At 69.6% G+C, this 26029-nt stretch carries 21 protein-coding genes; 5 read left to right on the top strand and 16 right to left on the bottom strand.

The features are described 5' to 3' along the window. From ACIBG5_RS14590 to ACIBG5_RS14540, 11 genes are all read right to left on the bottom strand, one after another. A partial coding sequence (locus ACIBG5_RS14590; protein ID WP_396392021.1) for an ABC transporter substrate-binding protein occupies positions 1-827 on the bottom strand: 827 nt, incomplete at its 3' end. A 13-nt stretch (positions 828-840) separates the two neighbouring features. Further along, positions 841-1887: a LacI family DNA-binding transcriptional regulator gene (locus ACIBG5_RS14585; RefSeq protein ID WP_396392020.1), complete on the bottom strand. Its 1047-nt coding sequence runs from the start codon at positions 1885-1887 to the stop codon at positions 841-843. Positions 1888-1981: 94 nt separating this feature from the next. Continuing rightward, entirely contained in the window at positions 1982-5041 is a 3060-nt protein-coding gene (locus ACIBG5_RS14580; RefSeq protein WP_396392019.1) for an ATP-binding protein, read from the bottom strand. A gap of 33 nt (positions 5042-5074) precedes the next feature. Next, positions 5075-6226 (bottom strand): NAD(P)/FAD-dependent oxidoreductase, encoded by a 1152-nt coding sequence (locus ACIBG5_RS14575; protein ID WP_396392018.1) that lies wholly within the window; start codon positions 6224-6226, stop codon positions 5075-5077. Continuing rightward, positions 6223-7458, bottom strand: coding sequence for an NAD(P)-binding domain-containing protein (locus ACIBG5_RS14570; protein WP_396392017.1), 1236 nt, complete (start codon positions 7456-7458; stop codon positions 6223-6225). The genes ACIBG5_RS14575 and ACIBG5_RS14570 overlap by 4 nt, the downstream gene beginning before the upstream one ends. 31 nt (positions 7459-7489) lie before the next feature. Next, positions 7490-8062: an OsmC family protein gene (locus tag ACIBG5_RS14565; RefSeq protein ID WP_396392016.1), complete on the bottom strand. Its 573-nt coding sequence runs from the start codon at positions 8060-8062 to the stop codon at positions 7490-7492. Positions 8063-8167: 105 nt separating this feature from the next. Next, positions 8168-9205: a LacI family DNA-binding transcriptional regulator gene (locus tag ACIBG5_RS14560; RefSeq protein ID WP_396392015.1), complete on the bottom strand. Its 1038-nt coding sequence runs from the start codon at positions 9203-9205 to the stop codon at positions 8168-8170. Further along, entirely contained in the window at positions 9202-10149 is a 948-nt protein-coding gene (locus ACIBG5_RS14555) for an NAD(P)H-dependent flavin oxidoreductase (RefSeq protein ID WP_396392014.1), read from the bottom strand. The genes ACIBG5_RS14560 and ACIBG5_RS14555 overlap by 4 nt, the downstream gene beginning before the upstream one ends. 69 nt (positions 10150-10218) lie before the next feature. Continuing rightward, complete coding sequence (gene secA / locus ACIBG5_RS14550; RefSeq protein WP_396392013.1) at positions 10219-13122, bottom strand: preprotein translocase subunit SecA; 2904 nt, start codon at positions 13120-13122, stop codon at positions 10219-10221. Between the two features lie 184 nt (positions 13123-13306). Further along, positions 13307-14455, bottom strand: coding sequence for a winged helix-turn-helix domain-containing protein (locus tag ACIBG5_RS14545; protein ID WP_396392044.1), 1149 nt, complete (start codon positions 14453-14455; stop codon positions 13307-13309). 100 nt (positions 14456-14555) lie between these two features. Next, on the bottom strand, positions 14556-15068 hold the full coding sequence (locus ACIBG5_RS14540) for a ComEA family DNA-binding protein (RefSeq protein ID WP_396392012.1): 513 nt from the start codon (positions 15066-15068) through the stop codon (positions 14556-14558). A gap of 135 nt (positions 15069-15203) precedes the next feature. Between ACIBG5_RS14540 and ACIBG5_RS14535 the strand changes: the two genes are divergently transcribed. After that, entirely contained in the window at positions 15204-16019 is an 816-nt protein-coding gene (locus ACIBG5_RS14535; RefSeq protein ID WP_396392011.1) for a S1 family peptidase, read from the top strand. A 111-nt stretch (positions 16020-16130) separates the two neighbouring features. Here the strand turns inward: ACIBG5_RS14535 and hpf are convergent, their stop codons facing one another. From hpf to mtrA, 5 genes are all read right to left on the bottom strand, one after another. After that, positions 16131-16754 carry a ribosome hibernation-promoting factor, HPF/YfiA family gene (hpf, locus tag ACIBG5_RS14530; protein ID WP_202873214.1) on the bottom strand — a complete coding sequence of 208 codons (624 nt, stop codon included), beginning with the start codon at positions 16752-16754 and terminating at the stop codon, positions 16131-16133. A gap of 249 nt (positions 16755-17003) precedes the next feature. Continuing rightward, on the bottom strand, positions 17004-17693 hold the full coding sequence (locus ACIBG5_RS14525; protein ID WP_396392010.1) for a ComF family protein: 690 nt from the start codon (positions 17691-17693) through the stop codon (positions 17004-17006). Between the two features lie 68 nt (positions 17694-17761). Then, on the bottom strand, positions 17762-19543 hold the full coding sequence (locus ACIBG5_RS14520) for an LpqB family beta-propeller domain-containing protein (RefSeq protein WP_396392009.1): 1782 nt from the start codon (positions 19541-19543) through the stop codon (positions 17762-17764). Beyond that, complete coding sequence (gene mtrB / locus ACIBG5_RS14515; RefSeq protein WP_396392043.1) at positions 19540-21102, bottom strand: MtrAB system histidine kinase MtrB; 1563 nt, start codon at positions 21100-21102, stop codon at positions 19540-19542. The genes ACIBG5_RS14520 and mtrB overlap by 4 nt, the downstream gene beginning before the upstream one ends. Before the next feature lie 215 nt (positions 21103-21317). Continuing rightward, positions 21318-21995 carry an MtrAB system response regulator MtrA gene (gene mtrA, locus ACIBG5_RS14510; protein WP_360439112.1) on the bottom strand — a complete coding sequence of 226 codons (678 nt, stop codon included), beginning with the start codon at positions 21993-21995 and terminating at the stop codon, positions 21318-21320. Positions 21996-22256: 261 nt separating this feature from the next. On the opposite strand from mtrA, the gene ACIBG5_RS14505 reads away from it, so the two are divergent. From ACIBG5_RS14505 to ACIBG5_RS14490, 4 genes are read left to right on the top strand one after another with little or no spacing between them, the layout of a single operon-like run. Further along, on the top strand, positions 22257-23285 hold the full coding sequence (locus tag ACIBG5_RS14505; RefSeq protein WP_396392008.1) for a hypothetical protein: 1029 nt from the start codon (positions 22257-22259) through the stop codon (positions 23283-23285). After that, positions 23282-23920 (top strand): DUF4129 domain-containing protein, encoded by a 639-nt coding sequence (locus ACIBG5_RS14500; protein WP_396392007.1) that lies wholly within the window; start codon positions 23282-23284, stop codon positions 23918-23920. The genes ACIBG5_RS14505 and ACIBG5_RS14500 overlap by 4 nt, the downstream gene beginning before the upstream one ends. Next, positions 23917-25059 carry a DUF4350 domain-containing protein gene (locus tag ACIBG5_RS14495; protein WP_396392006.1) on the top strand — a complete coding sequence of 381 codons (1143 nt, stop codon included), beginning with the start codon at positions 23917-23919 and terminating at the stop codon, positions 25057-25059. Before ACIBG5_RS14500 ends, ACIBG5_RS14495 begins: the two co-directional genes overlap by 4 nt. Beyond that, positions 25056-26027 (top strand): MoxR family ATPase, encoded by a 972-nt coding sequence (locus ACIBG5_RS14490; RefSeq protein ID WP_360438203.1) that lies wholly within the window; start codon positions 25056-25058, stop codon positions 26025-26027. Before ACIBG5_RS14495 ends, ACIBG5_RS14490 begins: the two co-directional genes overlap by 4 nt. Positions 26028-26029: the final 2 nt, after the last annotated feature.

Below are 26029 nucleotides of genomic sequence, written 5' to 3'. Positions count from 1 at the left end.
ACCACGGCCATCGCGGCGGTGCCATCGACGAACGCGTCACCGGTGTACTTCTCCTGCGAGGCGAGCTTGTCGGCGTACATCGTCCGCCAGAACGCCGCGACCTTCTTACCCTCGTCGGAGTTGAACTGCGCCTTGCCGTCCTCCACCAACTGCTTGCCGCCGCTCTCGGCCGCGAACAACGGGTAGAAATCGAACCAGGACTGGTAGAACTCGTTGCTCGGCGCCGGGTAGATGGCGAACTTCGCCGCCTTCGCCGCGACCACCTTGCGGGCCGTGGCGAGGAACTCGTCGTACGTCGCCAGCGGCGGCTTGGCGGTGTCGATCCCGGCCTTCGCGAACGCCTTCTTGTTGTAGAAGATCATCACCGGGTTCGACTTCCACGGCAGCTGGTAGTACTTGCCGTCGGACGACTTGTATTGCTGCGCGATGTCACCGGAGCGGTCCTCGATGTAGGACTTGCCATCGGAGAAGGAGTCCAGCGGCACCAGCCCGCCCTGCTTCTGGAACTGCGAGACCGAGGCAGGCGAGGTGTTGAAGATCAGGCAGGGCGCGTTACCCGCCGTGATCGCGGCACCGATGACCTCCTCGGAGCTCTTCCCGGTCGGGATCTCCTGCGCGGTGACCTTCTGGTCCGCGTGCGCCGAGTTCCAGCCCGCGACCATCTGCTTGGCCCAGGCCACTTCCTCGGCGTTGTTCGAGTACCAGATGCTGATCGGCCCGCGGGCCGAGGCAGCGGCGTCGGCGTCACCAGAGCCACCGCCACTGTCGCCACACGCGGCGAGCGAGCCGGCCAGTACGAGCGCCAGCAATCCAGCTTGCAACTTCATGATGTTCCTCCAGCTAGGCAGGGGAAGGGGACCCCAGTGATGGTGGCGCGCCGGTGGAGCGCCGTACGACGAGCTGCGCCGGTGGCAACTCGACGTCGGGGACGTCGGTGGCGCCGTCGACGACCAGGTTGAGGGTTTGGGCCGCGGCCTCTCCGAAGGCGAACGGATCGGCGCGGACCGTGGTCAGGCCGGGGTGGACGTACTCGGCCAGTTCGCTGTCGTCGAAGCCGGCGATGCTCAGGTCGTCGGGCACGGTGAGCCCGGCAGCCTGGGCGGCACCCAGGCCCGCGATCGCCATCCGGTCGTTGGCGTAGACGATCGCGGTCGGCGGCTGCGACAGGGTGAGCAGCCGCCGGGTGGCTTCGATCCCACCAGCGGCGGTGAAGTCGCTGGTTTCCACCGCGACCGGCTCCAGGCCGGCGGCGGCGAGCGTTGAGAGCAGTGCGGTGGACCGGGCGGTCGCGTGCACGAACGCCTGCGGACCGGCGACGTGCGCGATCCGGGTGTGGCCGAGGTGGATCAGATGCTCGACGACCGCGACGGTCCCGGGCCGGTCGTCCAGGATGACGGCGGGGAACGGCGACGTCCCGTCGGGCCGGTTCAGCGTCACGGCGGGCAGGCCCAACTCCGTCAGCAGGGCGATCCGCGGATCGTCGTGCCGGAGGTCGGACAGGAACACCCCGTCCACCCGGGCGTCCTGCGCCAGCCGCCGGTAGCCGGCTTCCTCTTCCTCGCCGGCCGTGACGACCTGCAGCACCAGCGCCTGTCCTCGCGAGGACAGCACGCTCTCGACGCCGGCGATGAAGGCCGGGAAGAACGGGTCCGAGGACAGCACAGCCGGATCCCGGGTGATCACCAGTCCGAGGGCGAACGCCTTCGAGACCGACAGCGAGCGGGCGCGGTTGCTCGGCCGCCAGCCGAGGTCGTCGGCCGCGGCGAGGATCTTGTCGACGGTCGCCCGCGCCAGCCCCGGCCGCCCGTTCAGCGCGAACGAGACCGCGCCCTTGGACACGCCGGCCCGCTGCGCGACATCCGCGATCGTCGGCCGCTGCTTGCTCATCGACACCTCGTCTGGCGGGATTTAAACCGGTTTAAGGCCTATCTAAACCGGTTTAAACGGTGCTCGTCAAGACCACATCGTCGAGTGGTATGTCTCAGACCGCGAGCGCCGTACCGGCGGCTCCGAGGTCGCGCAGCAGGACCTGGCCCTGCGCCCGTGCGCGGCGGTCCGGAGCCGTTGCCAGCACGACCGCCTGCTCGTAGCGATCACCCAAGGCGGCCCAAGCGGTCGCCGCCTCCTCCCAGCGTCCGGCGAGAGTGGCGGCCCAGGGGCCGGGCGCTCCGGCCGGAGCAGCGACGTCGATGCCGGCTCGGACCAGATAGGCAGACAGCTCGGCCTGCATCGTGCGGTGTTCCGCCTCCTTGACGAGGGTCAGCGCCAGCCGGGCGTCGTCGGTGAAGGCGCCCAGGGAGCCATCCAGCCATCCGAGCTCGATCCGCGCGACCGCCAGCGTGCCCTCGACGTAGCCGTCGTCCGCGATCGGGCGGGCGGCCAGCGCCGCCGCCAGCACATCACCCGCTTCGCCGTCTCCGCGCCGCGCGAGAAGCCGAGCCAGCAGGTTGCCGGCGAGCGCTGCCATCACCCCCGGCTCGCCCGGACTGTCCAGCAGGGCGCGGAGTTCGGCGATGGCGCGGTCCCACTGTCCTCTGCTCGCCTGCACCGCAGCCGCGGTGAGGCGCAGGCGGTACTGGCCGGCGAAGAACTCACCGTCCGCCGCGGCCCGCAGACCGCCGGCGACGTACTTCTCCGCATCGTCGAACCGGCCGCTGCGGTAGGCGCCGCCGGCGGCGTTCACGTAGCACCGCACCACTGTCTCCACGCGGCTGTCCGCCCCGGCCAGGGAGATGGCGCGGCGCAGATCCTCGTCGCCGCGCAGGTCACCCCGGGCCAGCCGGGCGTCACCGAGGTAGCACCCGGCCTGTGCCTCCAGATCGCTCCGGCCCAAGCTCTGCCCGATGGCGAGCGCCCGCTCGGCGTAAGCCTCAGCCCGCTCGCCAGGCTCCGCGACAATCCCGATCGTCGCCAGATTGCTGTGAGCGCGGGCCTGCTCGATCAGCGCGGCCGCGAGCCGCGCGTCGTCACCCGTCGGCTCCAGCAGGTCCGCAGCTTGCTCGGCCGCCCGCCGCGAGCGGAGCGGGCCGCTCGCGAACAGGGCCACCCGTGCGAGCACCATCAGCGCGTCTGCCTGGAGGATTGCGTCGCCGGCTGCCTCGGCGGCACCGACACCGCACTCGGCGGACTCCAGTGCGGCCTCGAATCGATTCACGACGTACAGCGAGTAGGCCCGTCGGGTGAACAGGTCGGCTGCCTGGTGATCGCCGAGCAGCTCCCGATGCCGCAGTACGACGTCCAATACGCCGGCCGCCTGGCGGTGGGCACCGAGTCGGGCGGCTTCGAGCGCGGCGGACGGACCGTGCTCCAGGATGACATCGACCCGCCCGCCGCGCTCCGCGTGGTGCACCAGCCGAGCGGGCTCCACCACAGGACGCCCGAGGAGTACGTCGACCACGACGCGGTTGGCCTGGACCCGCTCGCCCGCAGTGAGCGTGGCCTCGATCACGCGCCTGGCCAGCTCGTGGCGGAACGCGACCGTCGTGTCGGCTCCGATGACCATCCCAGAACGCTCGGCCTCGATCAGTACCGCTGGATCGCCCTCCGCGAGACTCTCGGCCAGCCACCGTTCCGCCCGGGTCGGGATGACCGACAGGCGTTCCACCAGCGTTCGCACCGGAGCCGAGAGTTTGCCCAGGCGCGCCAGTACGGCGTCGCGGACCGTCTGCGGTACGTCGCCACCCCCACCGGCGGCGAGCACTTCGGTGACGAAGAACGGATTCCCCTGGGTGACCCGATGGATCTCGTCGGCCTGACTCGCGGTGGCGGGCCCGAGTTGCCGCACAGCATCGACGGTCAGCGGCGGCAGTGTCACCCGTCGTACCGAGGAACCGGTCAGGCTGCCGAGCAGCTGCCGCAGCGGGTGTCCCGGATCGATCCCGGTCTCCCGGAACGTCACCAGGAGCACGGCCGGGATGCCCGGGAACCTGCGGGCGAGGAAGCGGATCGCGTCGAGCGTCGCATCGTCGGCCCAGTGGATGTCCTCCACCACGACGACCGAGGGACGCTCGGAGAAGACGCGCAACAGCGCGCCGTCCGGCCGATCGGCGGACAACGCGGCGGCGAGCTCGGCGTCATGCTCGGCCATGTCGCGGAACGGCCCGAGGCTGCGTGGCGCGAGCAGGTCGTCACAGTCTCCGATCGCCACGTTGATCGCGGGCGCCAGCCCATCGAGGAACGCGTGAACCAAGGCCGTCTTGCCGGCGCCGGCTTCCCCCGAGACCAGGATGACGACACCGCGGCCTTCGCTGACAGCCGCGCCGGCCGCGCCTCTGAGCTCCGCCAACTCGGCGTCCCGCTCGACCAGGGTCGAAGCGTGCGGTTCCGCGACCAACTCCGTCTGCTTAGACGGGGTCACGGACGTCAGAAGGCGTTCACGCAGTACGACGGCTTCCGGACCCGGCGAGATGCCGAGCTCGGTGGCCAGAGCGCGTTCCATCCGGTCGTAGCGGCGGAGCCCGTTCGTTCGATCACCAGCCACGACCGCTTCGCGCAGGAGCTCGACGTGGGCCTCCTCGTTCGCCGGGTCCATCGCCAGGAGGTCCTCCCAGCGACCCGCGCACCGCAGCAGTCGCATGACCCGCAGCCGAAGCTGCTCGCGCGGATCGTCCAGCCACGGCTCGGCCAGGTCGTCCGGCAGCAACTCACCAGCCAGGTCCAGAGCAGTGGCACACAGTTCGGGCGACGCCGGCTCGCCTGCGAGCGCATCCCTGGCGGCCGCTTCGAACCGTCCGGCATCGACCTCGAGAGACGCGTCGGGAAAGAGCGCGACGACCTCGTCCTTCAGTACGACGGCGTCCCGGTCGTCGAAGACGGCCCGGGCATAGTGGGCGGCCTTGTGCAGCCGCGGAAGCGCGGCATCCAGCGTGAGCTCCGGCCACAGCGCATCCACGACCCGGTCCCGGTGCAGTCTGCCGCCGGGCGCCAGCGCGAGCAGCTTGACCAGCGTGGCGGCCTGGCGGCGGCTCCACCGTCCGTTGGGAATCGGCGTGCCGTCGACAACGACGGTGAACCCGCCCAGCAGCCGAACCCTGACCTGCACATCTCGGATCGTAGGCGCCTGGACGACCCCCAGCTACAGCACGGAGTACGGGATTGCCAGCGACCGCAGGTGTTCGACCTCGTCCCGCATCGCGGAGCTGACCTCCCGCAGCAGAAGCCGGACCTCGTCCATACTCCACGCGTACGACGCGACGCTCTCGGTGGCGTCGAAGAACCGGCGCGAGAGCCGGTCCCGCGTGGCCTGGTATTGCGTCAACGCGACCGCCTCCGGGCCTTGGAGGATCGCGTCAGTCAGGAGCTCGGCGTCACGCAGACCGTCCGTCATGCCGTGGGTGGTGATCGGGTCCTTGTAGTAGCCCGCGTCCCCGACCAGCGCCCAGCCCGGCCCCACCGACTGGCGCATGAACCCTGCGGCACCAGCCCAACCATGCAGGCGGCCAGTCGGCTCTGCCGAGAACACGCGCTCGGCCAAGCCTGTCTCCGTGAGCAGTGTGACGAACGCTTCCTCGGCCCCGGCCCGGCGCAGGGCTCGCATCCGCACCGGAGTCGTCGCAACGAAAACGCAGGTCAGCTCCTCGTTGGTGGGCAGGAAACCGGCGCCTGCACCGGGTGCGTACGCCCACTCGTACCCGGTAGTCCGCAGCCCGGCGTAGTACCGATAGAGGATGGCGCTGCGCGACTCGCCTCGCAGTACGACGGGAGCGTCGACTGCGGATGCGACGACGGACCGGATGCCATCGGCGCCGATCGTCAACCTGGCGTGGAGATCCGCGGTACGCCCCGCACGATCTTGAACGTGAGCACCAGTGACGCGTCCACTGTCGTCTCGCAGCACCATCGTGACCGCGGTTCGATGCCGTACGTCGGCTCCGGCATCAGCGGCCGCGTCGACGAGGATCCGGTCGAGCACCTGCCGGCGAGGTGCGTACAAGGCGTCCACACCACCCTTGGCACGGATGGTGACCCGCTGGTCCTCGCGATCGCTGTAATGGAAGGTCGTCTCGCGGATCGGTGGTGTGCCGGCGGCGGTCAGCGTGTCCAGCAGGCCCCACCTCGACAGTTGCAGAACCCCTGCGCGCATGAGGCCATGGGTGGAGACAGTGTCGCTGCCATAGGCAGAACGCTCGACCAGAGCGACGCGAGCACCTGCCCGGGCGAGCAGCATGGCGGTCGATGCCCCTGCCACCCGTCCGCCGACAACCAGGACGTCGTACGGCGTGCTCATCGCGCCGACTCCACCGTGCAGGCCGTCAGCAGGTGCTGTACGACGGTGTGGGAGTCGTGACGGGCGCCGTCGATGAAGCCCGAGTCACGCCGGTACTGGAACCGCTGCCCGACGACGTACACCCCAGGAGCAGCAGTGATGCCGCGGTCCTGCTGGATGTAGCCGTCAGGACCGACGATCGGCAACCGGAGCCACGGGTACTCGGGCCGGTAGCCGGTAGCGACGAGCACGGTCCCGATACCCGCCATCGACAGGTCGACGCTTTCCGCCGGTGCAGCGAGGCTGGGTGGGCGGATGGCCGGCGGGACCTCGCTGGTGAGGCCGGTGCACGCGATGTACTCGTCGACCGCGTCGAGCAGCCGATGCATCCGCAGATCGGCGGTCGCCGCGCTGTCAGCCAAGTCCAGCCGGAACAGCGCCCGCGATCCGTCCATACCGTCGAAGCGGCCGAGCAACCGAACCCCGGCACCCTGCAGCGTCGGCAGGTCGACCTGGCGCGGCCGCTCTCCCGGCCGGTGCCCGATCAACTGCATCGACGGCTCCCGCCGAGCAGCCGCCCGATCGGGTACGTCGTCGATCGTCCGGGCCAGCCGCCCGATGCTCTCCAGCCACCAGAAGATGTCCATGCCGCGGTAGCAGCGAGGCATCCTGGTGTGCCGGCCGACCGACAGGTGTACCTGCCGGCCGGCCCGGTTGAGCTCGTCGGCGATCTGCACACCGGACGACGAGGCACCGATCACCAGCACGCCTCCGGGAGCGAGCAGGCCCGGCGAGCGGTAGTTGTTCGCGGTCAGGACCTCAGCCGCGCCGAGTCCGGCCGGCACTCGTGGCGCACCGTGCGGCCCGGTCGCGATCACGACATGCCTGGCTCGCCAGCTACCGCGATCGGTGACCACTCGATAACCCCCGGAGCTCGCCTGGGTGACCTCCAGCACCGTTGCTTCGGACACCACCGGGGCACCGAACGAATCGGCGTACTGCACCAGATGGCGAACGAACCGGCCGGCGCTCAGGTATCCATCCGGCTCGGGGCCGTCGTACTCCCAGTCCGGCAGCCGGAGCATCCAGTTCGGATTGACCAGCCGGAGCGAGTCCCAGCGCTCGGTGCGCCACCGCTCGGCGATCCTGCCCCGCTCGATCACCACGTGGTCGCGACCGGCCCCGGTGAGCAGCCGGCTCACCGCGAGCCCCGCGTGCCCGGCGCCGATCACGATCGTGTCGATGGTCCGCATCGTGCTCCCCTCCCTGGCTGCGGCTGAGGTGTCAGCCGGTGACCACGTCGATCACGACGGACGTCGGGTTGGCGAGTACGTCGTACACGGCCGAACGGCGCCGGGACTGCTCGACGATGCCGCGCAGGGTTTCGTCGTCGGCGTCGCCCTCGATGGCGAGCGACACCCGGATCTGCTCGTACCCGTTGCGGACGGACCCGTCCGACAGCCCCAGGATCCCGAGCAGATCGATGTCGCCCTCGACCGTCGAGGTGACCTTGGTCAGCTCGACTCCCCGCGCCGCGGCGATGTTGGCGATGCCGGCCGTCAGGCAGGCGGCGATCGCGTGCAGCAGGTACTCCACCGGTGTCGGCCCGTTGTCCGTGCCGACGAGGACCGCCGGGTGGTCGAAGTCGAGCACGGTGTCGGACGTGTGCCGCAGTTCCTGCATGGCACCGAAGAAGCCCGACGCGGTGGAGCGGCTGTGCGTGCCGGTCTGCCAGGTGTTGCTCGCCCTGAACTGGAACTTCGCGATCTCGTTCTGCCCCTTGACCGCGTCGAGGGTGGCGAAGAGCGTCGCGGTGTCCACGCCGTTGCGGCGTGGCTTCTCGGTCGTCGTGGTCATGAATCCTCCCCTGATCGCGCCGGATGTCCGGCGTCGTGGACAACTGCCGACGACGCTAGGAGGAGCACCTTCCCCGGACCTTCCCGCCCGCTTCCCGGCGGTTGCCTAGAGCAAGCGCGCGGTCGATTCCCGGACGACGAGCTCGGTCGCCAGCTCGATGTGGGACGTGTCCAGGGCACGGCCGCCGACCAGACGCATCAGCGACTCGAACGCGAAGGCACCCATCTGCTGCAGGGGCTGTCGCACGGTGGTCAGCGGCGGCGTCGACGACTCGGCCAGGAAGGTGTCGTCGAAGCCGACGACGCTCAGATCCGCCGGCACCGCAAGTCCCTGCAGCCGGGCCGCTTCGATCACTCCGATGGCGATCGGATCGTTGGCGGCGAGGACGGCGGTGGGCGGTCGCTCCAACCCGAGCAGGCGCCGGCCCTCCGCGACACCGGTCGCGGTGATGTACAGGCCGTGCGAGATGAGCTCTGCGTCGACGTGCAGACCGGCGTTCGTCATCGCGGCGAGATAGCCATGCAGCCGGGCCTGTCCGCAGGACGACGACTCCGGCCCACCGACGAAGGCGATCCGCTCGTGCCCCAACCCGATCAAGTGCTCGGTCGCACCCAACGCACCGGTGCCGTTGGTCGCGCCAACAGTGGCCACCTCGATCGAGGGAAGGCTCAGCGCATCGATCGCCACCAGGGGCAGACCGGCACGGTCGACGGCAGCACCCTGCAGCTCGGTGAGTTCACAGGCGACGACGATCATCCCTTCGTGCCCGGCAGCGCGCAGTCGCCGTACCCAGGCATCCGACGACGAGCCGCCCAGGACGTCATCGAGCAGGGCGACCACCACGTCGACCTCGGCCTCCGCGGCGGCGCCGCTGACGCCGCGCAGGACTTCGACGGTGTACGGCGAGAGCAGGTCGTCGCAGACGAGCCCGACGGTTCGGATCCGCGTCTTCTTCCGTGCGCCCCGCTGGCGTTGCGGGACGTACCCGTGGTCAGCGAGCGCTCGCTCGACCCGGACCCGGGTCTCCTGGCCGACGTCCGGGCGTGCGTTGAGAACCTTCGAGACCGTCGCCGTCGACACCCCGGCCGCAGCGGCGACAGTCGCCAGAGTCGTCCGCCCGCTGCCCGGTGCCACCTGGTTCACTGGTTGCTCGCGGCCTGGAGGTAGGTGCGGTAACCGGCGAAACCTTCGAGGACCTCGGCGGCTGTCGGTTGGCCGGTGAGGGCGCCGACACCTTGGCCCGCGTAGATCGACGCGCGGGTTGGGTCGGCGGCGCGGGTGCCCTCGACATAGTCCGCGTGACCGCTGTCCTGCGTCTTCAGTTCTTCCTCGCGGCCGACCCAGCTGTCGAAGAAGTCGTTGCGCAGGGCACGGCCACCGAACTCGTCCGGCCAGCCCGCGCGCGACGCCGCGTCGAAGACCGTGCCGTAGACGGTGTCGGTCTCGTCCGCCTCGATCACCCGACGGCGGACCGGCTCCGACGTCAACGCCTCGGCACAGGTGAGGAACGCCGTACCGATCCAGCCGCCTGCGGCTCCAGCGGCGAGTACGGCGGCCAGCCCGCGCGGACCGGAGATGCCGCCGGCCGCGAGCACCGGGCGATCGGTGAGGTCCAGGATCGCCTGCAGCAGCGGGAGTGTGGCGACCTCGTTGCGGCCGTGACCGCCGGCCTCGGCACCACGCGCCACGATCACGTCGACGCCGGCGTCGATCGCCTCCCGCGCGTCCGCGACGGTCCCCGCCTGAGTCGCGACGACGATGCCTTCCTTCTGCAGCGCCTCGACGTACGGCGTGTAATCCCCGAAGCTGAGCGACACCAGGGCCGGTTTGAGCTCGAGCACGGCGTCGAGATGCTCGGGCCGCTCGTCCACAGACCAGGCCATCAGCCCGATCCCGTACGGGTTCCCGCCCGCCGCGGCCACGGCTCCCTCGGTCCGGATCCAGTCAGCGGTGACCGCCGACCCGGCCCCCAGAATCCCGAGTCCCCCGGCCGCCGAGATCGCGGCCGTCAGCTTCCCGCCACTCACGTTCGCCATCGGCGCGCCCACCACGGGCACCCCCAGCCCGAACCGCTCCCTCAGCCACATGCGTCCACACCACCACAGCAGTGTGGCTCCCGCCAAGGCGGGAGCCACACTGTGCAGAACTCGAAGGCGTCAGAACTTGTAGGCGTCCGACTGCGGGTCGCCATGGCAGCGCTTGTACTTCTTGCCCGAGCCACACGGGCAGGCGACGTTGCGCGGGGTACCGGCGTACAGCAGGCCACCCTCGTCGCCCGCGTCCTGGTGGAGCGAGACCTCGTCGTCGCCGTCGATGGTCGGAGCGGAGTACGACAGCCGCTGCGGGCGCCGTTCACTCAGGCCCTTGACCTGCAGGCGCGGGGTGTCTCGCGGCCGCGGCGCGTCCTGCGGGCGGATCTCGTCCTGGAGCCGGCCCGGGAACTCCGCCACCGGCGCACCGGGAGTCAGGATGTCCTCGTCCTCGGCGACGGCCTCGTCCGGTTCCGCGGTGAGCACCATCTGCTCCTGCATCGCCTTCACGTCGACGTTGAAGATGAAGGCGACCGACTCCTCCTTGATCGACTCCATCATCGCGGCGAACATGTCGTAGCCCTCGCGCTGGTACTCGACTAGGGGGTCGCGCTGCGCCATCGCGCGCAGCCCGATGCCCTCACGCAGGTAGTCCATCTCGTACAGGTGCTCGCGCCACTTGCGGTCCAGCACGCTCAGCACGACCTGGCGCTCGAGCTCACGCATCGACTCCTCGCCGAGCGTCGCCTCGCGCCGCTCGTACGCCTCCTTGGCGTCGAGGACGAACCGCTCGATCAGGAAATCCGAGGTCAGGCCGGCCTTCTCGCCGCCGGCCTCCTCGATCAGGTCGTCCTCGGTCACCTCGGTCGCGTACAGCGTCCTCAGCGCGGTGAACAGGGCGTCCAGGTCCCAGTCCTCGGCGAACCCGTCGGCGGTCGCGCCCTGCACGTACCCGGTGACGGTCTCCTCGAGCATGTCCTGCACCTGCTCGCGCAGGTCCGCGCCCTCGAGCACCCGGCGGCGCTCGTCGTACACGACGTGCCGCTGCCGGTTCATCACGTCGTCGTACTTGAGGATGTTCTTCCGGGTCTCGAAGTTCTGCGCCTCGACCTGGGACTGTGCCGACGCGATCGCCTTGGTGACGACCTTGTTCTCCAGCGGCTGGCTGTCGTCGTTGTTGCGCGACATCGCCCAGTCGACCATCTCGCGCTTGAACAGCCGCATCAGGTCGTCCTCCAGCGACAGGTAGAACCGGGACAGGCCCGGGTCGCCCTGCCGGCCGGACCGGCCGCGCAACTGGTTGTCGATCCGGCGGGACTCGTGCCGCTCGGTACCGAGCACGTACAGGCCGCCCGCCTCGCGGACCTCCTCCTGCTCGTCCTTCACCTGCTTCTCGAACTGCTCCAGCATCGTCGGGTACGCCGACTCGTACTCCTCGATCGCCTCGGCCGGGTCGATGCCACGGGCGCGCAACTCCTTGTCGGCCAGGAATTCGGGGTTGCCGCCGAGGATGATGTCGGTACCACGGCCGGCCATGTTCGTGGCCACCGTGACCGCACCCTTGCGGCCGGCCTCGGCCACGATCGCCGCTTCCCGGGCGTGCTGCTTGGCGTTCAGCACCTCGTGCGCGACGTTCTCCTTGCGCAGCTGGGCGGACAGCCGCTCGGACTTCTCCACGCTCGTGGTGCCGACCAGGATCGGCTGACCGCTCTGGTGCACCTCGACGATGTCCTGGACCACCGCGTCGAACTTGGCGTCCTCGGTGCGGAAGATCAGGTCCCGCTCGTCGCTGCGGATCATCGGCTTGTTGGTCGGGATCGGGACCACGCCGAGCTTGTAGATCTTGGAGAACTCGGCCGCCTCGGTCATCGCCGTACCGGTCATGCCGGCCAGCTTGTCGTAGAGGCGGAAGTAGTTCTGCAGCGTGATCGTCGCGAGGGTCTGGTACTCCTCCTTGATCTCGACGTTCTCCTTCGCCTCGATCGCCTGGTGCAGACCCTCGTTGTAGCGGCGGCCGTGCAGCGTCCGGCCGGTGTGCTCGTCGACGATCAGCACCTCGTTCTCGACGACCACGTAGTCCTTGTCGCGGCGGAACAGGTCCTTGGCCTTCAGCGCGTTGTTCAGGTAGCTGATCAGCGGGGTGTTGGCCGACTCGTAGAGGTTGTCGATGCCGAGCCGGTCCTCGACCTTCTCGATACCGCGCTCGAGGATGGCGACGGTGCGCTTCTTCTCGTCCACCTCGTAGTCGGCGACTGGGCGCTGTTCCTCCGGCACCTTGTCGTCGGCGATCCGCGGCTTCAGCGTGCCGGCGATCCGCGCCATCTCGACGTACCAGCGCTGCGAGTCCTCGGCCGGGCCGGAGATGATCAGCGGGGTCCGGGCCTCGTCGACCAGGATCGAGTCGACCTCGTCCACGACCGCGTAGTTGTGCTCGCGCTGGACCAGGTCCTCGATCGAGTTGGCCATGTTGTCGCGCAGGTAGTCGAAGCCGAACTCGTTGTTGGTGCCGTAGGTGATGTCCTTGGCGTAGGCCACCCGGCGCTCGGCAGGGGTCATCTCCGGCAGGATCACGCCGTAGTCGAGGCCGAGGAAGTGGTACACCCGGCCCATCCACTCGGCCTGGTACTTGGCCAGGTAGTCGTTCACCGTGACCACGTGCACGCCCCGGCCGGACAGCGCATTCAGGTACACCGGCATGGTGGCGACCAGAGTCTTGCCCTCACCGGTCTTCATCTCGGCGATGTTGCCCAGGTGCAGCGCGGCGCCGCCCATGACCTGGACGTCGTACGGGCGCTGGTGCAGGGTCCGCTTGGCCGCCTCCCGGACCACCGCGAACGCCTCCGGCAGCAACGAGTCGAGCGACTCCCCGTTCTCGTGCCGTTGCTTGAACTCCGCGGTCTGACCACGCAACTCCTCGTCGGACATGCCGACGAAGTCGTCCTCGATCGAGTTGACCATCTTCGCGATGCCCTGGAGCTGACGCAGGATCTTGCCCTCGCCGATCCGCAGGACCTTGTCGATCACCTTCATGGTGGGGAGTTCTCTCCTTGCTGCTGAAGCCTGGGTTGCGGCATGAGCCGACAGGCGCGTCCCACCCACGGGCGGGCGCGCGTGACCCATGGTACGGGGCCGGGTGTGTCAAGCCACGCCCGCTGCGTGCCGTAGGGCTTACCCGACCCACGCTCAGGGAGCCCGAAAAGTTCCGGCTCCGCGCTCAGAATCCGCGGAGTGCGTCACTCAGCGCAGGCGAGAGGTCACCGCCACCGACCACCCGGACCTGGTCGAGACCGAGCCAACCCGCGAGCTGGACGAGCTCCGCGGCCAGCTCGTCCGGGGTCTCCACCGGCGCCTTCGGCTCCGCGTGCGCCGACTGGACCAGCAGTACGCCGGCCGTCCGGTCCGACTTCAGGTCCACCCGCGCGACCAGCCGGTCGCCGAGCAGGAAGGGGAGGACGTAGTACCCGTAGATCCGTTTCTCGGCCGGCACATAGATCTCGATCCGGTACCGGAAATCGAACAGCACCTCGGTCCGGGTCCGCTCGAACACCAGCGAGTCGAACGGGCTGACCAGGGCCCGCGTGTTCACCCGCCGTGGCAGCCGCGCGGCCCGGTGCAGGTACGCCGGCCGCTTCCACCCGTCGATCCGCACCGGCAGCAGCTCGCCCTCCTCGACCAGCTCCTGGATCGCCTGCGCCGTCGGATCCGGCGCGGTCCGGAAGTAGTCCCTCAGGCACTGCGCGGTCGCCACCCCATGCGCCTTGGCCGCGATCGACACCAGCCCCCGGTGCGCCTCCGCGTCGGACGGAGTCGGCGTCGCCAGTACGGCGGACGGCAGCACCCGCTCGGGTACGTCGTACTGCCGCTCGAACTGCTGGTTGCGGCGAGCCACCGTGATCTGGCCCGCGTAGAAGAGGAACTCGAGGGCCCGCTTGACGTCGGACCAGTTCCAGCCCCAGTTGTCCCGCTCGCGCTCGACGTCGTCGTCGATCTCCCGGGCGGTCAGCGGGCCGTGGTCGCGGACGTCGGCGAGCACCTGCTTGACCAGGTCCGGCCGCTGCTGCGCGATCGCGCGCGGGCCGCCCCAGGCCTCGGTCATCGCGCGGTCCATCCGCCAGCGCATCAGCGGATGCGTCTCGACCGGGATCAGCGACGCCTCGTGCGCCCAGTACTCGACCAGGCGCCGGGGCGCCTTGCCGCTCGCACGGTCGAGCAGCGCCCGCGGATACGGGCCGAGCCGGGAGTAGAGCGGCAGGTACTGCGCGCGGCTGAGCACGTTCACCGAGTCGATCTGGATCAGGCCGATCCGGCCGAGCACACGGGCCAGCGCCCGGGCATCCGGCACTCCCTTCGGCCGTGGGTCCATGAAGCCTTGGGCCGCCAATGCGACCCGCCGCGCCTGTGCCGTCGACAACACCTGCGTAGTCACGTTCGAGATTCTGCCCGACCCCACCGACAGAATCCGCTCAGCGCCGATCCTGGACCGGTACGACAACCAGCCTGTCGACCAGATCCTTGCTCGGCGGGCCGGACAGCAGCCCTCGGGACCACAGCTCGTCGACCGACCGGAAGCGACCCGTCTGCGTGCGGCTCGACATGATGGCCGTCGCGCGCTGCCGATTCAGCCCGGGCAGCGCCGACAACACTTCGACCGATGCCTCGTTGAGGTCGACCAAGCCGCCGTTCTTCCGGCCTCCGATGACCAGCGCGGCCTGGATGGTGGCCACGCCCATGCTGGCCAGCAGTACGAGGACGACGGCGTCAGGGCTCGGGTGATCCGGCTCGCCCCAGCCGGGCACCCAGAAGGCGACGGCCGTGCCCAGATAGACCAGCGCGGACACGGCAAGCAGCGGACTCCGCCGCCGGACGGCCAGGATGCCGAACATGATCGGACTGCCGAGACCGATCGTCACCAGGGGAACGGCGGCGCCGGCCAGCTTCAGCCAGACCGTCTTCCAGTTGGTTCGGGGCGCGCGCACGGCCGAACTGTAGTGGGAGCCCCGGGCCATAACTCGGAAGTTACCGTAAGTGGGAGGTGCGCTACAGAAGGTGTTCGGGGGACGCTCCAAGGAGGCCACGCCGCCCGTGTGGCCCCTATCAACCTGGAGTGAGGCATGACAGGAAGATTGCAGTTGGTCCGTGCTGCCCTGGCAGCCGGTGTGCTGGCCGCGGCGTCCCTCGGTGCGGTGGCCGTAGCCGGCTCCGCATCGGCCGCGGAAGCGCCGGACGGACCCAAGACCCGGATCGTCGGCGGCACCATCGCCCACACCGCCGACACCCCGTGGGCCATTCAGCTGTCGAACAGCGGCTCCCCCGATCCCACCGAGGAATGGTGTGGATCGACGCTGGTCGCGGCGAACAAGATCGTGACCGCCGCGCACTGCGCCCAGGAGTCGGCAAGCACCTACACCGCGATCCAGGGCCGGGACGTGCTGACCGATACGTCCAGCGGCAAGGAGTCCAAGATCAGCAACATCTGGGTGGACCCGGACTACGGCAGTGCGCCCGGTCACGACGTGGCTGTCATGACGCTGGCCACGCCGTTCGACGGTGTACCCACTCTGGCGCTGGAGACCGACGCGGGGGCGGACACGGCCGGAGCACCGTCGGTGGTCTACGGCTGGGGAGACACCGAGGGCACCGGACCGGCGGACACCTTCCAGAAGGTGGACGTGCCGGTGCTGGGTGACGCGTACTGCGAGCAGGCGTACGCGAGCGAGGGCTACACCGCCAACGGCGAGATCTGCGCCGGCTACGAGGACGGCGGCAAGGACTCCTGCCAGGGCGACTCGGGCGGGCCGCTGGTCCTGAACGGGCGTCTCTTCGGCGTGGTCTCGTGGGGTGTCGGGTGTGCGGACGCCGGGAACCCGGGCGTCTACGCGGAGGTGGCGACGTACGCCGCCGAGCTCCAGTCCCAGATCGACGGATAGCCGACGTTCGCAGGGAAGCGCGAGGGGCCGGGCTGGTCAGCCCGGCCCCTTCGTTGTTGCGCTCCTCCCGGAACCTCGGAGGTCGGCCTCACGCGACCGGAGCGGGGTGGATCAGACGGTCAGGCGGATCACGCCGTAGTCGTAGCCGCGGCGCCGGTAGACGACGCTGGGCTGGTTCTCGTCCGCATCCACGAAGAGATAGAAGTCGTGCCCGACCAGTTCGAGCTCGTAGAGCGCCTGGTCCAGGGACATCGGCTTGGCGGTGTGGGTCTTCTCGCGCATCACCAGGGGACCGTCCCCGGTGACCGTGAGGGATCCGAACTTGTACGTCGCCACTTCGTCGTCGGCGACTGTCTCCTCCACTGCTGGTGTGCCGTTGAGCGGCTGCTTCGCGTTCACGTGCCGTAGGCCTTCCGGCGATCGCTCACCGCGGTGCACCCGGCGCCGGTCCGCCGCCTTGCGGACCTGGGCCCGGAGCCGGTCGAGGCAGACGTCGAACGCCGCCTGCTTGGTCTCGCCGCAGGCTTCGGCGCGGACCACCGGCCCCTTGGTGTACATGGTGAGCTCGACACGCATCGCCCGATCGTGCTGTCGCGGGTTCTTCTCCTGGCTGACTTCTACCTCGCACCGCAGTACCCGGTGATCGACCTTCTCGATCCGCTCGAGTTTTTCCTCGACGTACTGCCGGAAGCGGTCACTGACCTCGCAGTGATGACCCTTGACAACGACGTCCACGGAAACCTCCATCGATCGGCGACTTCTTTTACGTCTCCGGACCCCCGCCAGCCGGTGAAATCCACTCCGTCTCGCTGTGTCGGTTGCGGTTGGGGCGCCCGAAACGAGAACACCCGCCTCCACGCCCATCGGACTCCGCGGTGAGGATTCCGGCTGATCCGGTCCTGCACCACTTCCCTGCCCGACAAGCCCGTGCGGGTGTCATAGGCCAACGCTAGTCGGCTTCGGCGAAAACCGGTAGGGAAGTTCTCATGAACCAGACGGCCGGTGCCGGCGGGTCGCGGCCAGCACCGCGCAGCCCAGCACCGGAACACCCCCGATTTCCAAGGCGCGGCAGGCTTCGCTGAGCGTGGAACCGGTGGTGATCACGTCGTCGACCAGCAAGACCGGTTGATCGGTCAGCGTTTCAGCCCAGCGCGAACGAAGCGCGAAAGCCCCGGCCAGGTTGGCCGTTCGGCGTTCCGCGGACAGTCCGGCCTGGTCGTCAGGACGCCGTACGACCGACAGCGCGGGAGCCGGCCGGGCGTCGACGCCACCGCGCCGCAGCGCCCGCACGGCGGCCTTGGTGATCCGCGTCAACGGGTCGTGGCCACGCTGCCGGACCGTCGAAGGCGCTGACGGGACAGGGCAGACCCACACCCCCGGATGGTTGCCGAGAGCCGCGAGTACGGCGGTCGCCAGGACCTGCCCGAGCGGACGAGCCAGCGCGTACCTGGCCTCCTCCTTGTGCGCGATGATCAGCTTCCGCACCTGATCGGCGTACGGCGCTGCCGCTGTGGGTGGCGGCAGCCCGTCGGGTCGCGGGTCGGGCCAGGCACGGAACGGAGTCAGCGAGGTCAGTAGCTCGCGGCAACCTCCACAGAGAGTGACTCCGGGCCGGTCGCAGCCCGCACAGCGCCCACCCAGCACGAGATCGGCGAACGCGTCCCGGACCGACACCGCACCCACGATCGGCGACGCCGCCCCGGCACCGCAACCACCCCGGCCCGGGCCTGTGGATATCTCCGTCAGCCCGGGTAGACCGGAATGAACGGTATGGCGTTCGCGTCGTCCTCCATGGCGGTCCAGGTCAGGTCGCGGGTCTGCCAGTGCACGTGCCCGTCGACGTCCTCGACCGCGGGGAGCGTGTCCTTGTTCGGGTTCGAGGCCAGCCGCTGGGTGATGAAGTCGGTGGACGCACCGGGCAGCAACTGGAGCTTGGAACCGTCCAGGTTGACCAGCCACGGCGCGCGGTCGGCGTTGCCCGAGGCCCCGGCGACCAGGACGCCTTGCTTGTTCCAGGCCGCGTCGGTGATGTCGGTGAGTGCCAGCTCGAGCTTGCGGAGGCTGCCGAGCAGCAACTGCTTGCCGTCGGGGCCGGTCTGGATCGCCCCGGTCTCGACGTACGGCTTGCCGGTGGCCTTGGACCGCATCACCAGCAGCGCCCGGACACCGTCCGGCGCCATCCGCAGCACCAGCGGGGTGTCACCGCGGAAGCTGACCGTCACGGCGGTGAGCTTCCCGTCCCGGTTGCGGACCCGCAGCCGCGGCGTCGCCTTGTCGGCCCGGTCCAGGATCCACAGGTTGTCGTTGTTGTCGTAGCTCGGCCGCAGCACCGTGCCCAGGGTCTTGATGCGGAGAAGGTCGTCGGTCTTGTCGCTGTTGTTGGTGTTGTCCAGCGGACCGTAGGCGACCACCTTCTCGCCGTCGATGGTGGTCACGATGGCGCCGGAGTCGCCACGCAGGTTCACTGCGAACGACTCGGCGATCTGCCCGTGGAGCAGGCTGGAGTCCAGTGGCCGGGCGGCGATGTCGGACGCTCCGTCCAGCCCTTCGACCCGCTGCACCCGGCCCTGCCGCAAGCCGTACAGCGTGGTCATCGCGCCCCCGGGGATGGAGGGGTCGTACTGGCTGAAGTTGCTGAACGGCAGTACGTCGGGATCGTCCGGAAGCAGCGGTGCGCCGCCGACCGTGATCCGGGTCCGGAGGTTGATCTGGTTGAGCGTCCAGACGATCTGGGCGGCGAGCAGCCGGCGGTCCTGGTCCCGCAGCGCGGCCGCCGTGTCGTTCAGCGCCACCGTGGCGACGCCGAACTCGACCGGGACGGACACCTGCACCTCGGTGCCCGGCGGGGCCAGCGACACGACGCCGTTGCCGAGGCTCTTGGTCGGGCCCTTCAACAGCTCCTGGATCAGCTGGGTCGCGGCCTGGCCCTGGGACTGGTTCACCGACAGGTAGACCGGGTCCGGGACCAGCAACTCCCGGCCGGGGTTGAAGAAGTACAGATCGCGCGGGGCCAGTTTGAGGTCCACCTGGTTGCTGCCCAGGTAGACCCCGGGCGGCACCGAAGCGACCCGCAGCTGGCCGTCGACCTTCGCGACCTTGAACAAGAAGTCGGCCCGGTCGGCGCCCGGCGCCGCCGGGATCCACTCGCCCCGTTCATCGACGGTCGCGATCTTCCGGGCGGTCAGCTTCACACCACCGCCTGGTTGCGGCGACAGCGATCCGGGGCGCTGGTCGTAGACGATCGTCTGCGTCTCGGGCTTCCAGGCCGCGGCCGCGTCGGCCGTCATGTACTGCCGGGCGACGTCAAAGGCCCGTGTGTCCGACATCGCCTCCAGGAACCCGTTCACCAGCTCCAGCTCGGTCAGGTTGTCCCGCGGCGGCTTCGCCTCGACGCCGACCCCGATCCCGCCCTGCGTCAACCCCTCCCGGCTGCCCTGGCGGATGTTCCCCTGGGTCGGGACGGTCGCGCACCCGGTGACCAGCAACGTCAGCGCCAGCACGGCCCCGAGCAGTCTGCGCCTCACCGCTCCTCACCACCCGTCAGCTTCTGGTACGGCGCTCCGACGTCGACCAGCGACTTGTCGGAGACCACCCGGCTGGCGTCGGCGGGGCGGGCCGGCAGCGGCGATCCGGACAGCGTCACGTCGGGCCGGCGCGGCAGGGTGAGGCGGAAGTAGGCGCCTTCGCCCGGTGAACCCCAGGCGTCCAGCCGGCCACCGTGCAGCCGCGCGTCCTCCAGCGCGATCGACAGACCGAGGCCGGTCCCGCCGGTGGTCCGGGCCCGGGCCGGGTCGGCCCGCCAGAACCGGCTGAACACCATCTCGGCCTCTTCGGCCCGGAAACCGACACCGTGGTCGCGGACCGCGACAGCGGCCGAGTCCTCGTCGTGCGCGGTGCTGATCCGGATCGGCAGGCCCTCGCTGTGCTCGATGGCGTTGCCGATCAGGTTCCGAAGGATCCGCTCGATCCGGCGGGCGTCCACCTGCGCGCGGCACGGCTCCGGCATGTCCAGCTGCACCTCGCAGCCCTTGCGACGGAGCAGGGTCTCGTGGTTCTCGAGCACCCGGTTGACGATGTCGCGCAGGTCCACGTCCTCCAGGTCCAAGGCGGCCGCCCCGGCGTCGAACCTGCTGATCTCCAGCAGGTCCGCGAGCAGCTCCTCGAACCGGTTGAGCTCGTTCTGCAGCAGTTCGACCGAGCGGCGGCTGATCGGGTCGAACTGGTCCCGGCTCTCGTGCAGCAGGTCGGCGGCCATCCGGACCGTGGTCAGCGGGGTCCGCAGCTCGTGCGAGACGTCGGACACGAACCGGCGCTGCAGCCGGGACAGCTCCTCGAGCCGCCGGATCTGCCGCTGCAGGTTGCTCGCCATCTTGTTGAAGGAGACCGCCAGCCGGGCCAGGTCGTCGGTGCCGCGGACCTGCATCCGCTCCTCGAGCTTGCCCGCGGCCAGCCGCTCCGCGATCCGCCGCGCCATCCGGACCGGGGTGACGACCTGACGAGTGACCAGCCACGCCACCGCACCGAGCAGCACGACCAGCAGCAGGCCGGCGGTGACCAGCGCTCGCTGGACGACGTCAAGCGTTTCCTGCTGCGCGGTGAGCGGGAAGAGGAAGTAGACGGAGTACCGGTCGCCGGTGGAGTTCACCCGGAGCTGCGACCCCATCACCAGACCGGGGACGCTGGGCCCGTCGCGGTAGTTGATCAGCGTGTAGGTGTCCCACAGCTTGGAGTCGTCGCTCATCACCGAGGACGCCAGCGCCGGCGGGATGGAGTCGCTGTCGACCAGTCCGGTGTAGCGGATCGCGTTCGAGGTGGCCGTGTCGGTCGGCACGAGCAGGACGTCGTACAGGCCGGGGCGGTTGGTGCCGAGGACCAGCGCGGACAGCTGCTGGTTGATCGTGGTGGGGTCGGCGGCGTTGATGGTGTTGGACAGCGAGGTCAGCTGCGCCCGCGCCTCCGCCTGCGCGCTGCCACGACGGGACTCCAGCACACCGTCGGTGACCTGGCTCATCATCACCCAGCCGACCAGGAGCAGTACTACGGTCGACATCAGCAGGGTGCCGGTGACGATCCGGGCCTGGATGGACCGGCGCCAGATGTCCGGCCAGTGCTTGGGATGCGTCCGCCACAGCGGCTGCGGGTAGGCAGGCCAATCAGCCGCGGCGGCGGTCAGCTCCAGCTCCGTCCCGCGGGTCTCGGCCCTGTCCTGCTCGGGCAGGGCCGGCTGCTGCTCCGGCCCCAGCGTCGTAGCCGGGGCGTTGGCGACAGCCTGCGACTCCGGGTCGCGTCCGTACTCGATCAGTCCGCACCCGCCTTGTAGCCGACACCGCGGACCGTGACCACGATCTCCGGGTGCTCAGGGTCCTTCTCGATCTTGGAGCGCAGCCGCTGCACGTGCACGTTGACCAGCCGGGTGTCGGCCGCGTGCCGGTAGCCCCAGACCTGCTCCAGCAGCACCTCGCGGGTGAACACCTGCCAGGGCTTGGAGGCCAGGCAGACCAGCAGGTCGAACTCCAGTGGAGTCAGCTGGATGGTCTCCCCGGCCCGCTTCACCGAGTGCCCGGCCACGTCGATGGTGAGGTCGCCGATGGTCAGCGACTCCGGCCCGGGCTCGTCCATCCGGCGCAGCCGGGCCCGGATCCGGGCCACCAGCTCCTTCGGCTTGAACGGCTTGACCACGTAGTCGTCGGCACCGGACTCCAGGCCCAGCACGACGTCGACGGTGTCGCTCTTGGCCGTCAGCATCACGATCGGTACGCCGGACTCGGCCCGGATCGCCCGGCAGACGTCGATCCCGTCCATGCCCGGCAGCATCAGGTCGAGCAGCACCAGGTCCGGTTTGAACTCCCGGAACCCTGGTACCGCTTTGTCACCGGTTGCGCACAGATAGGTGTCGTAACCCTCATTGCGCAGCACGATGCTGAGCATCTCCGACAACGCGGTGTCGTCGTCGACGATAAGAACTCTGCCTCTCATCGTCCGGTTGCCTTCTGCCACGCCCTGCTCCTTGCCGTCCGATCGTTGTGCGCCCAGCGGATGCTGACCGTACGCACTACGGATAGTGTCCCATTCCCCCGGTAGTGCACACGCCGGATCGCCGTGTGACCCCGAGTTGGGCTGTGATCATGGTGCACTGCGGGTGTCCAAGACAACTCCAGGGACAACTCCAGGGCGAAGCTTCTGGATAATCACACGTCGGTGTGCGGCCGATGGTTCAGCGGGGACGGGAGGTGGACGGTGGCCAAGCAGACGGCCGGCGATATCACGCTGCACGAGGGTACGGCGACGGAGCCGCTGCGACCGTGGCTGCCCGCGGACCTGCTCGACAACGCGGCCCGGACCATCTCCGACAACAAGACGATCATGCTGGGCCTCCCGGTCCTCGCGGCGATCGCACTGATCGCCGTCCAGGCCGTGCTGACGGAGGTCGCCGTACCTGGGGGTCTGGGCGGGTTCTTCGGGTCCGATGACCCGTTCCAGCAGGCCGGTGCGGCGTTGCTGCTCACGTACGGCGTCCAGCTGGTGCTGTTCACGGTGGTGTCGAGCACGATGGCTGGGATCATCGCCCTCGCTGCCGTGCGGAGCCAGCTCGCACATCGGGTCGGCCCGCGCGAGCTGCTGCGGCTGGTCCGGCCCTCACTGCCCGCTCTGGCGGCTGTCGGGCTGATCCAGTCGCTCTCGTTCGTCATCCTGATCGCCGGTTGGGGTCTGGCGGTGTTCGGCATCGGCGCCGGTACGGACGCGGCAATCTCCTCCGACGTGGCCGGTGCGGTGGCCGTGGTGCTGGTGCTGGTCGGCGCTGTGCTCGTGCTGATCTTCGGCATCCGCCTGGTGCTGGCCGGAACCGTCGTACTGATGGAGGGCCGGCACGCACCCGACATCGGCCTCTACATCCCTGTCAGGGTGGGGATCTGGGGTTCGCTGAAGCGTTCCTGGCGGCTGGTGAGGGGCAAGTTCTGGCGGGTGTTCGGCATCCTGCTGTTCGCCGGTCTGGTGGTCAACATCGTCGGGTACGCCTTGCAGTTCGGGGTGACCACGCTGATACTCACGGTCGGCTCGTGGGCCGACAGCAGCGACGGCACCGGCGCCACGGTGGCCGCGGTCGTGATCGGTGTGGCGGCAGGCGTGGCGACTGCCATGACGCTGATCGCCAGTCTCGCCTTCATGTCCGCCGTCCAGGCCCTGATCTACCTGGATCTGCGGGTCCGGCGGGAAGGCCTCGACCTGTGGATGCGTCCGGTCCTGCGGCCAGGAGGTACTCCGTGATCGCCGTGTTCCTCGAGGAACCCCCGGTGGACATCGGCCGGGACCAAGCGGCTGCCGAGGCGGCCGAGGAGTTGTCGAAGTCGGCGTACCGGCAGTCCGGCGGTTCTCTGATCGAGAAGGCGCTCAACAAGGTCATGCAGTGGATCGGCGACATGCTGGACAGCCTCAGCGGTTCCTCCCCCAACGGCCACGCCGGTCTGGTCATGCTGATCGTTCTGCTCGCGCTCATCGTCGTCGTGGTGCTGTGGCGGGCCGGCGTACTCCGGACCAGTCATCGGGAGAAGCAGACCGTCTTCGACACCTCCAGACCGCGCACAGCGGCCGAGTACCGGGCTCAGGCGGAGCGGGAGGCGGCGTCCGGGGACTACACCCACGCGATCCGCAGCCGCTTCCGCGCCTGCGTGGCAGAGCTGACCGAGCGCACGATCCTGGACGATCGCGCCGGGCGGACGGCGTACGAGGTGGTCGCCGACGCCGGACGCGCCACACCGGCGTTGCGGGAGCCGCTGCAGCCGGCCGCGCTCGCGTTCACCGAGGTTGTCTACGGAAACCGTCCGGGCACACCGGAGCGGTACGCCGCAGTCGTTGCAGCCGACGACGCGGCGCGGACCGCTCGGGTCATGGTGAGTGGATGAGTACTGCGGTTGGGCGGAGTGCTGGGGAGAGTTGGAGGGCGCTGCGGACGCCGCTGCTCGTGACCGGGGTGATCGTGCTGGCGGCAATCGTCGTACTGATCGCTACGACCGCACGGACCTCGGGGCCGTTCAGCCCGGACTCGACCGAGCCGGAGGGAGCGCGGGCGCTGGCGACGCTGCTGGGCAACCACGGCGTGAAGGTGACCGGCACCGACGTACTGGATGATGCCGTCCAGCCGGGCACCGGCAAGACGCTGCTCATCGGCCCTGAGGGCCAGCTCGACCGCGACGACTGGCAGCGGATCGCCGACGCCGGCTGGAGCCATGTGATCCTCATCCGTCCCGGCACCAGAGCGCTGGAGGTCCTGGCCCCGGGTGTGGAGGACAACGGACAGATCCTGTCCTCGGACAGCCGTGAGCCGGACTGCGATCTACCGGCCGCGGTGAAAGCCGGCACGGTGACCGTCGGCGGCTCGACGTACTCCGCACCGGACGGCGCACAGGCGTGCTACGGCGACGGCATCAACAACACCGTGATCCGGGTGGAGTCGAACGGCCGGATCGTCGACGTCGTGGGCACGACCCGCTCGTTCACCAACGAGCAGCTCGCCGAAGACGGCAACGCGGCACTGGCGCTCAACCTGATCGGCACCGACCGGGAGCTGACCTGGTACCTGCCGCAGTGGGAGTCCAGCGGGTTCGGCGACGACAACGACGACAGCCCTCCACTGGTCCCTCCGGACATCCGCTACATCGGGTGGGCGTTGGCGTTCGCCGTACTCGTAGTGGCGTTGTGGCGGGGCCGACGGCTCGGACCGGTCGTCGCGGAGCGGCTGCCCGTCATCGTGCACGCCGCCGAGACCACAGAGGGCCGGGCGCGGCTGTATCGACGCTCACGAGCCAGGGACCGCGCTGCGGCCGCACTGCGCGAGTCGGCGCTCGGCAAGCTCCACAAGGCGCATGGCATCCCCCGGCGCGCCGATCCGTCGGCCGTCGTGGCGACAGTGGCGGCCCGCACCGGCCGGGACCCGGCCATGCTGTACGAACTCCTCTACGGCCTCCCGCCGCTCAGCGACGCCGCTCTGATGTCCTTGTCCCATGAACTCGACGTACTGACGCAGGAGGTACGACACCCGTGACGACTACCGAGGTCAGCGCCGACCAGGCCAGGCGGGCGCTGGTCGCGCTGCGGACCGAGATCGGCAAGGCGGTGGTCGGCCAGGACACCGCTGTGACCGCGCTGGTACTCGCCCTGCTCTGCCGCGGCCACGTGCTGCTGGAGGGCGTGCCCGGTACGGCGAAGACGCTGATGGTGCGCGCCTTGTCGATGGCGATGCGGCTGGACACCAAGCGGGTGCAGTTCACGCCGGACCTGATGCCCGGTGACGTGACCGGATCGCTCGTGTACGACGCGAAGAGCAGCGAGTTCGAGTTCCGGCCGGGTCCGGTGTTCACCAACATCATGCTGGCCGACGAGATCAACCGGACTCCACCGAAGACCCAGGCGGCGTTGCTGGAGGCAATGGAGGAGCGGCAGGTCACCGTCGACGGCGTGCCGCGGATGCTGCCGGTGCCGTTCGTCGTCGCCGCGACGCAGAACCCGATCGAGTACGAGGGCACGTACCCGTTGCCCGAGGCCCAGTTGGACCGGTTCCTGCTGAAGGTCACGCTCGACATCCCGCCGCGGGACGCGGAGATCGCCGTACTCGCCCGGCACGCGCAAGGCTTCGACCCGCGTGACCTGGCCGCGGCCGGTCTGCGTCCGGTGGCTGGGCCGGAGGACCTCGCAGCCGGTCAGGCCGCCGTACGCCGGGTTGCGGTGCGAGAGGACGTGCTCGCGTACGTCGTGGATCTGTGCCGGGCGACGCGGCAGTCGCCGTCACTGCAGCTCGGGGTGTCGCCGCGAGGCGCTACTGCCCTGCTGGCCGTGTCCAGGGCGTGGGCGTGGCTGTCCGGCCGGGACTACGTGATTCCGGACGATGTGAAGGCGATGGCACGTCCTTGCCTTCGGCATCGGGTCCAGGTGCGCCCGGAGGCCGAGCTCGAAGGTGTCAGCGCGGACGCGGTGCTGGAGAGCGTCCTGGCGACCGTGCCGGTCCCCCGATAGCT

Source organism: Kribbella sp. NPDC050241 (assembly GCF_044459685.1).
Lineage (GTDB): Bacteria > Actinomycetota > Actinomycetes > Propionibacteriales > Kribbellaceae > Kribbella.
The sequence above is the reverse complement of the archived record's forward strand: the minus strand, read 5'-3'. Positions and strand labels throughout refer to the sequence as shown.